This is a genomic window from Ensifer sp. SSB1 (genome assembly GCF_016652895.1).
Classification (GTDB): domain Bacteria; phylum Pseudomonadota; class Alphaproteobacteria; order Rhizobiales; family Rhizobiaceae; genus Ensifer.
Window position 1 is genome coordinate 1 of record NZ_JAEPRP010000268.1, and the last position, 6,608, is coordinate 6,608.

At 62.3% G+C, this 6,608-nt stretch carries 2 protein-coding genes; both read left to right on the top strand.

Annotated elements, in window-relative coordinates:
* Positions 1-45 precede the first annotated feature (45 nt).
* The gene (locus I8N66_RS35255) at positions 46-3,723 is read left to right on the top strand and encodes a metallophosphoesterase (protein ID WP_291164547.1); all 3,678 of its coding nucleotides are present in this window, start codon (positions 46-48) and stop codon (positions 3,721-3,723) included.
* A gap of 177 nt (positions 3,724-3,900) precedes the next feature.
* Positions 3,901-6,608: cadherin repeat domain-containing protein (locus I8N66_RS35260; RefSeq protein ID WP_291164549.1), on the top strand; the 2,708-nt coding region annotated here is incomplete at its 3' end.

Sequence of the window (6,608 nt, forward strand, 5' to 3'; positions counted from 1 at the left end):
CCGGCTGGCCCCGTTTATACGCAAGCCGCGGAAAGGAGGTTGGACATGTCTAAGTTGTCCAGCATTCCATCTGGCCTAGACGACCCAAAACTGCTCTCGATCGAGTTCGGATTGAGTTTTGGCGCCCATGGCGGCTACCTGTTCGATGATGATGTCGGAAGTTCGATCTGGACTGTGCGCCCGCAAGGGTTGGTGCAGCGATCGCTGGCTGACCTGAGCGCAAGCTGGGAGGAGGCCTTCGGCGGCAATCGTGGTCACCACTCTTCCATTGACGACGACACAAAGTCCCAGGGTCTGCCTGCGGATACGACCGACACGCCGGCCGCTTCCGGAGCCAATGGGAGGTCGTTGGACGATACCCACGACAGAACGCTCCACGGTTCCACCGCAAACGCGTCGGACCCGTCATCCAGCAAGATTGATCCTGGTGCGGCCACGTTGAGCAGCGCCTCCATCAGCGCGCTTGTCGCCGATCCGACTTTCGAGACAAGGATCGCCACCGCTGCCGATGACATCGAGGAGAAGAGTTCCGGCACCATATCCGCCAATATCAACGATCTGGATATGGGCTACGACGGAACCACCCGCCAGACCATCGGCCTGCGCTTCACGGGGATCGACGTCCCACGGGGTGCGGTCATTACCAACGCCTATATCCAGTTCACCTCCGACGAGGTGAGCTCTGGAACTGCGTCGTTCCTGATCCGTGGCGAAGATTCAGACGAGTCGGCAGTCTTTACGGCCATCAAGTTCAATGTCTCCTCACGCCCGACCACGGACGCATCCGTTGCCTGGGATGCAGCAAGCTGGACAGTGCGCAATGAAGCTGGCCTTGCCGAGCGAACGCCGGACCTCAAGGCGATCGTCCAGGAGATTGTCGACCGCGGCGGCTGGGCGGCACTCAACGACATGGCTTTCATGCTGACTGGCACGGGCACGCGCACGGCGAAGTCCTATGAAGGCAGCTCCACGGGCGCCGCGCTCCTCCACATTGAGTATTACGTTCCGGCGGCAGGCAGTCCCGTCGCCTTTAACACCCCGGCCGACAGCGATACGGCCACCAACCAGATTGCCGAACTTTCAGCGGCAGGGACCAAGATCGGGGTCACCGCTTCTGCCAGCGACCCCGATGCCGGCTCGACTGTCACCTACAGCATCGATGATCAACGTTTCGCGATCGACAGCAACGGCGTCATCACCCGGTCGAGCGCAGGTACGCTCGACTTCGAGACACAGGCCTCGATCACGCTGACGGTGACGGCAACCTCATCCGATCAAAGCACCGCCACACAGACCTTTACCGTCGGCATTCTCGACAGCCCTGAATCGGTCGCCTTCAGGACGCCGGCCGATGCCGATACCGCGACGAACCAGATCGCCGAACTCGCCGCCGCGGGCACCAAGGTCGGCATCACCGCCTCGGCGAACGATCCCGATGCCGGCTCGACCGTCACCTACAGCCTCAACGATACGCGCTTTGCCATTGACAGCAATGGCGTCATCACCCGCTCCGGGACCGGAAGCTTGAATGCCCAGACCGAACCATCGGTCACGCTGACGGTGACGGCCACGTCGTCGGACGGAAGTACGGCAAGCCAGGCTTTCACCCTCGGCGTCCTCGGGAGCCCCCAGCCCGTTGCCTTCAACTCACCCGCCGACGCCGATGCGACGACCAACCAGATCGCCGAACTCGCGGCGGCCGGCACCGCCGTTGGCATCACCGCATCGGCGCGGGATCCGAATGCAAGCGATACGGTCAGCTACAGCATCGATGATGCGCGCTTTACCATCGACAACAATGGCGTCATCAAACGCTCTGGCACGGGAACACTCGATTTCGAGACGCAGGCGTCGATCCTGTTGACGGTGACGGCGACCTCGTCCGACCACAGCACCGCCACTCAGGCGTTTTCGCTCGCCATTCTCGACAGCCCCGAACCGGTCGCCTTCAAAGCGCCTGCCGATGCGGATCCGGCAACCAACCAGATTGCCGAACTTGCGGCAGCTGGTACCAAGGTCGGGATCACCGCGTCTGCGAGTGACCCCGACGCGGGCTCGACGGTCACCTACAGCCTCAACGATACGCGCTTCGCCATCGACAGCAACGGCGTCGTCACCCGGTCGGGCACGGGCACGCTCGACTTCGAAACCCAGAGCTCGCTCACGCTGACGGTGACGGCAACGTCGTCCGACCAGAGTACTGCTACCCAGAGCTACACTCTCGGCATTCTCGATAGTCCTGAATCCGTCGCCTTCAGAACACCGGCCGATGCGGATACAGCCACCGACCGGATCGTCCAGAATGCTGCAGCCGGCACCAAAGTCGGCATCACCGCTTCGGCAAGCGATCCGGATGCCGGCTCGACCATCACCTACAGCCTCAACGATACGCGCTTCGCCATCGACAACAACGGTGTCATCACCCGTTCTGCCACGGGCACCCTCAACGCGCAGACCGAACCGTCGATCGCCCTTCATGTGACGGCGACATCATCCGATGGAAGCACGGCCACGCACGACTACTCCGTCAGCGTCGCTGCGCCGACGGGGCCGCAGACCTTGTATCGCTTCGCGGTGTTCGGCGACTTCGGCGATACCGACCTCCACGGGGAAAAGGCCGTGTCGGCGCTTGTTCACAGTTGGAACGTCGATTTCATCCTCACGGTCGGCGACAGCACCTACGCGCCGCAGACGATGGATGCAGCGATTGGCCAGCAGTATCACGACTATATCGGCAATTACCAAGGCGCCTATGGGGCCGGCAGCACCATCAACCGCCTCTTCCCCGCCCTCGGCAATCATGAATATGACGACGGTAACTTCCAGAATTACCTGAATTACTTCACGCTGCCGGACAACGAGCGGTACTACGACTACCAGGTGGGGCCGGTGCACTTCTTCGCACTCAACAGCAACAAGCAGGAAACCGATGGTCGCAGTGGAACGTCGGTCCAGGCTCAATGGATGCACTCCACGCTCGACGCATCCAATGCGAGCTTCAATGTCGCCTATTTCCATCACACCGCCTACAATCCGAGCGGCAGTACCACCACCATGCAGTGGCAATACGAACCGTGGGGCGTAAATGCGGTCTTTGCCGGCCACCAGCATAACTACTATCGTGAAAACCGGGACGATAACGGGGATGGCCTGCAGCTTCCCTACACAACCACCGGTCTCGGCGGTTCCGGTCGCGACGTCCCCAATGTCGGTGCCAGCCTTGTGACGATCACCGACCAGGGCATGCTGCTCGAATTCTACAAGGTCACCAGTTTCAACGGGACGACCACGACCAGCTCCCTCACGGATAGCTACTTCATCCCGACGCCAACGGGCCGCGCGCCGACGATTTCAAACGGCAGCTACGTGCTGAGCGGCACCACGGGCGCCGACTATCTCTGGGGTCTTGGAAGCAATGCGACGCTGACGGGCGGGCGCGGCAACGACACGCTGGTCGGCGGCAAGAACAATAACCTCTTCGTGTTCCATACCGGCGACGGCAACGACACGATCATGAATTTCAGGGCCGGCGCCAGCACCGGCGACGTGCTCGACTTGCGTGACTACGGTATCGATAGCGCCGCCAAATTCCAGCAGGTGGCATCGAACCAGGGCGCAAACGTGGTGGCCAACCTCAACAGTACCGACCATCTGACGCTGCTGGGCCTCCACGCAGAACAGCTTCATGACGACAATTTTGTGCGCACAGGACTTCTTGTCTGAGTGAACCGACTGGGTCTGCCGTTTTCGGCCGACGAAATGGCCCCGGCCAACGGGGCTGTTGCGTCGCTTGTATCCCGTTACCGACCGGCTCCCGAAACCGACCCCCGACGGACGTAGAAGCACCGGCCCCGGCCGGTGGGCTCCTGCTGTCCGCAAGCCGTGGAAAGGAGATTGGACATGGCCAAACTGTCCCGCATTCCGTCCGGCCTGGACGACCCCAAACTGCTCGCGATCGATATCGCACTGGGTTTCGACGTCAACGGCAATTACACCTTTGACGAGCTTGCCGCGGTCCCGATCGGCTCCATTCATTTGAAAGCGGCGCTGCCGCGATCGTTTTTCACTCTGGACGAGAACTGGGGCGCTTCTTCTTCGCTGATGCGTGCCGACCGTTCCTCCGTCGTTGCCGCCAATGACGACCAAGGCTTGCCGGTCAATATGTCCGGCGCCCAAACGTCCTCCGGTACCGGCGGGCAAGACGGCATGGCGCAAACGAGCGGGCTGCGACAGTCCGACACGTCCGTAGCGGAGCCGACGGCGCGCGTGACCGAAAGCAGCGCGGCCGCGCCGAATAATGCCGCAGTCGCAGCGCTTGCAGTCGCTCCCCCGTTCGAAACGAGGGTCGCCTCGAGCGCAGACGACGCGGAGGAACGCTCGACCGGCTCGATGTCCCTAAACAGCAGCGATCTCGAGCTGACCATTGACGACGGCGTTGGCCAGACCGTCGGGATCCGCTTCACCGGGATAGACATCCCCAAGGGCGCCATCATCACCAATGCCTATATCCAGTTTACCGTCGATGAGGTGAGCGTGGGGACGATCTCGCTGCTCATTCGCGGCCAGGACGTGGACGACGCGGCGGCTTTCACCACCGCGCAATTTAACGTCACCTCGCGCCCAACAACCGACGCATCCGTTGCCTGGGCTCCTTTGGACTGGTCGACGCGCGGGGCAGCCGGCGCGGCACAACGCACGCCCGACCTCAGTGCGATCATTCAGGAGATCGTCAGCCGCGACGGCTGGGCAGCGCTCAACGACATGGTGTTCCTGGTCACCGGCACCGGTACGCGCACGGCCCGAGCCTATGATGGCAGCCCGACGGCAGCCCCGCTGCTGCACATCGAATACAACCTACCGACAACCGGCGAGCCGGTCGTCTTCAATACGCCGGCGGACACCAATCCCGCCGCCAACCAGATCGCCGAGCTTGCGGCAGCCGGCACGGCGATCGGCATCACGGCTTCTGCGTCCGATCCCACCCCCGGAGACACAGTCACCTACAGCATCAACGATGTACGCTTTGCGATTGACGCAAACGGTGTCATCACGCGATCGGGCGTTGGCACACTGGATTTCGAAACACAGACCTCGATCACGCTCACGGTGACGGCCACATCCACGGATCTGAGCAATGCAAACCAGATCTTCACGGTCAATATTCTCAACAGCCAGGAACCGGTCGCCTTCGGCAGTCCGGCCGACAGTGACACAACCGCCGACAGGATTGCTCAAAATGCTGCCGCCGGCACCAGGGTCGGAATTACCGCTTCGGCGCGCGATCCGGATGCGGGCTCGACGGTGACCTATGGCGTCAACGATCCGCGTTTCGCCATCGACGGCAACGGCGTCATCACGCGCTCTGCGATCGGGGCGCTCGATGCCCAGAACGAACCGTCGATCACACTGCGCGTCACGGCAACTTCGTCCGATGGCAGCACCGCCACACACGACTACACGATCATCACCAGTCCGCCCGCCACCAACAGTATGATCTTCGAGAAGCGTGTGATCGCCAGCCTCGACGATGTCGAGGAGGCTGCCTCGGGCTCGGTCTCTTCCACGAGTAGCGACCTGGAACTGACTGTCGATGGCGCCAAGGTCCAGACCGTCGGCATGCGCTTCACCGGGATCGACATTCCCAAGGGCGCGATCATCACCAATGCCTACATCCAGTTTACCGTGGACCAGGTGAGCACGGGGGCAGTATCGCTAATGATCCGCGGGCAGGATGTGGACGATGCCGCCGCGTTCACGACTGCTCAGTTCAATGTTTCTTCCCGCGTGACAACGGACGCATCGGTCGCCTGGGCGCCGGCGGACTGGACGATACGCGGAGAGGCCGCCCTTGCACAGCGCACGCCGGACCTGAAAGCGATCGTCCAGGAAATCGTGGATCGTGGCGGCTGGGCAGCACTCAATGATATGGTGCTTCTTGTCACCGGCACCGGCACACGCACCGCAAGAGCCTTTGACAGCAGCGCAGCGGCGGCTCCGCTTCTGCACATCGAATACTATGTACCGCCGGCGAGTGCACCGGTCGTCTTCAACACACCGCCGGATGCCGATCCAGGTGCCAACCAGATCGCCGAGCTCGCCGCCGCCGGCACGGCCATCGGCATAACCGCCTCGGCCACGGACCCGGACGCCGGCGCCACCGTCACCTACAGTATCGACGACCCACGCTTCACCATCGGCTCGAACGGGGTCATCACCCGCTCCGGCACCGGGACGCTCGACTTCGAAACCCAGAATTCGATCACGCTGACGGTGACGGCAACCTCATCCGACCGCAGCACAGCCACCCAGACCTACACCCTCGGCATTCTCAATAGCCCCGAGCCGGTCGCCTTCAACGATCCGGCCGACACCGACACGGCCAACAACCGGATCGTCCAGAGTGCTGCGGCGGGAAGCCGGGTCGGCATCACCGCGTCGGCGAGAGATCCCGACGCCGGGTCGACGATTGCCTACAGTCTCAACGACAATCGCTTCGCCATCGATAACAACGGCGTCATCACCCGCTCGGCCACGGGCACCCTCAATGCACAGGCCGAACCGTCGATCGCCCTTCATGTGACGGCGACATCATCCGATGGAAGCACGGC

Coding starts and splice junctions, on each gene's coding strand:
- I8N66_RS35255 (WP_291164547.1), top strand. CDS start 46: ATGTCTAAGTTGTCCAGCATTCCATCTGGCCTAGACGACCCAAAACTG.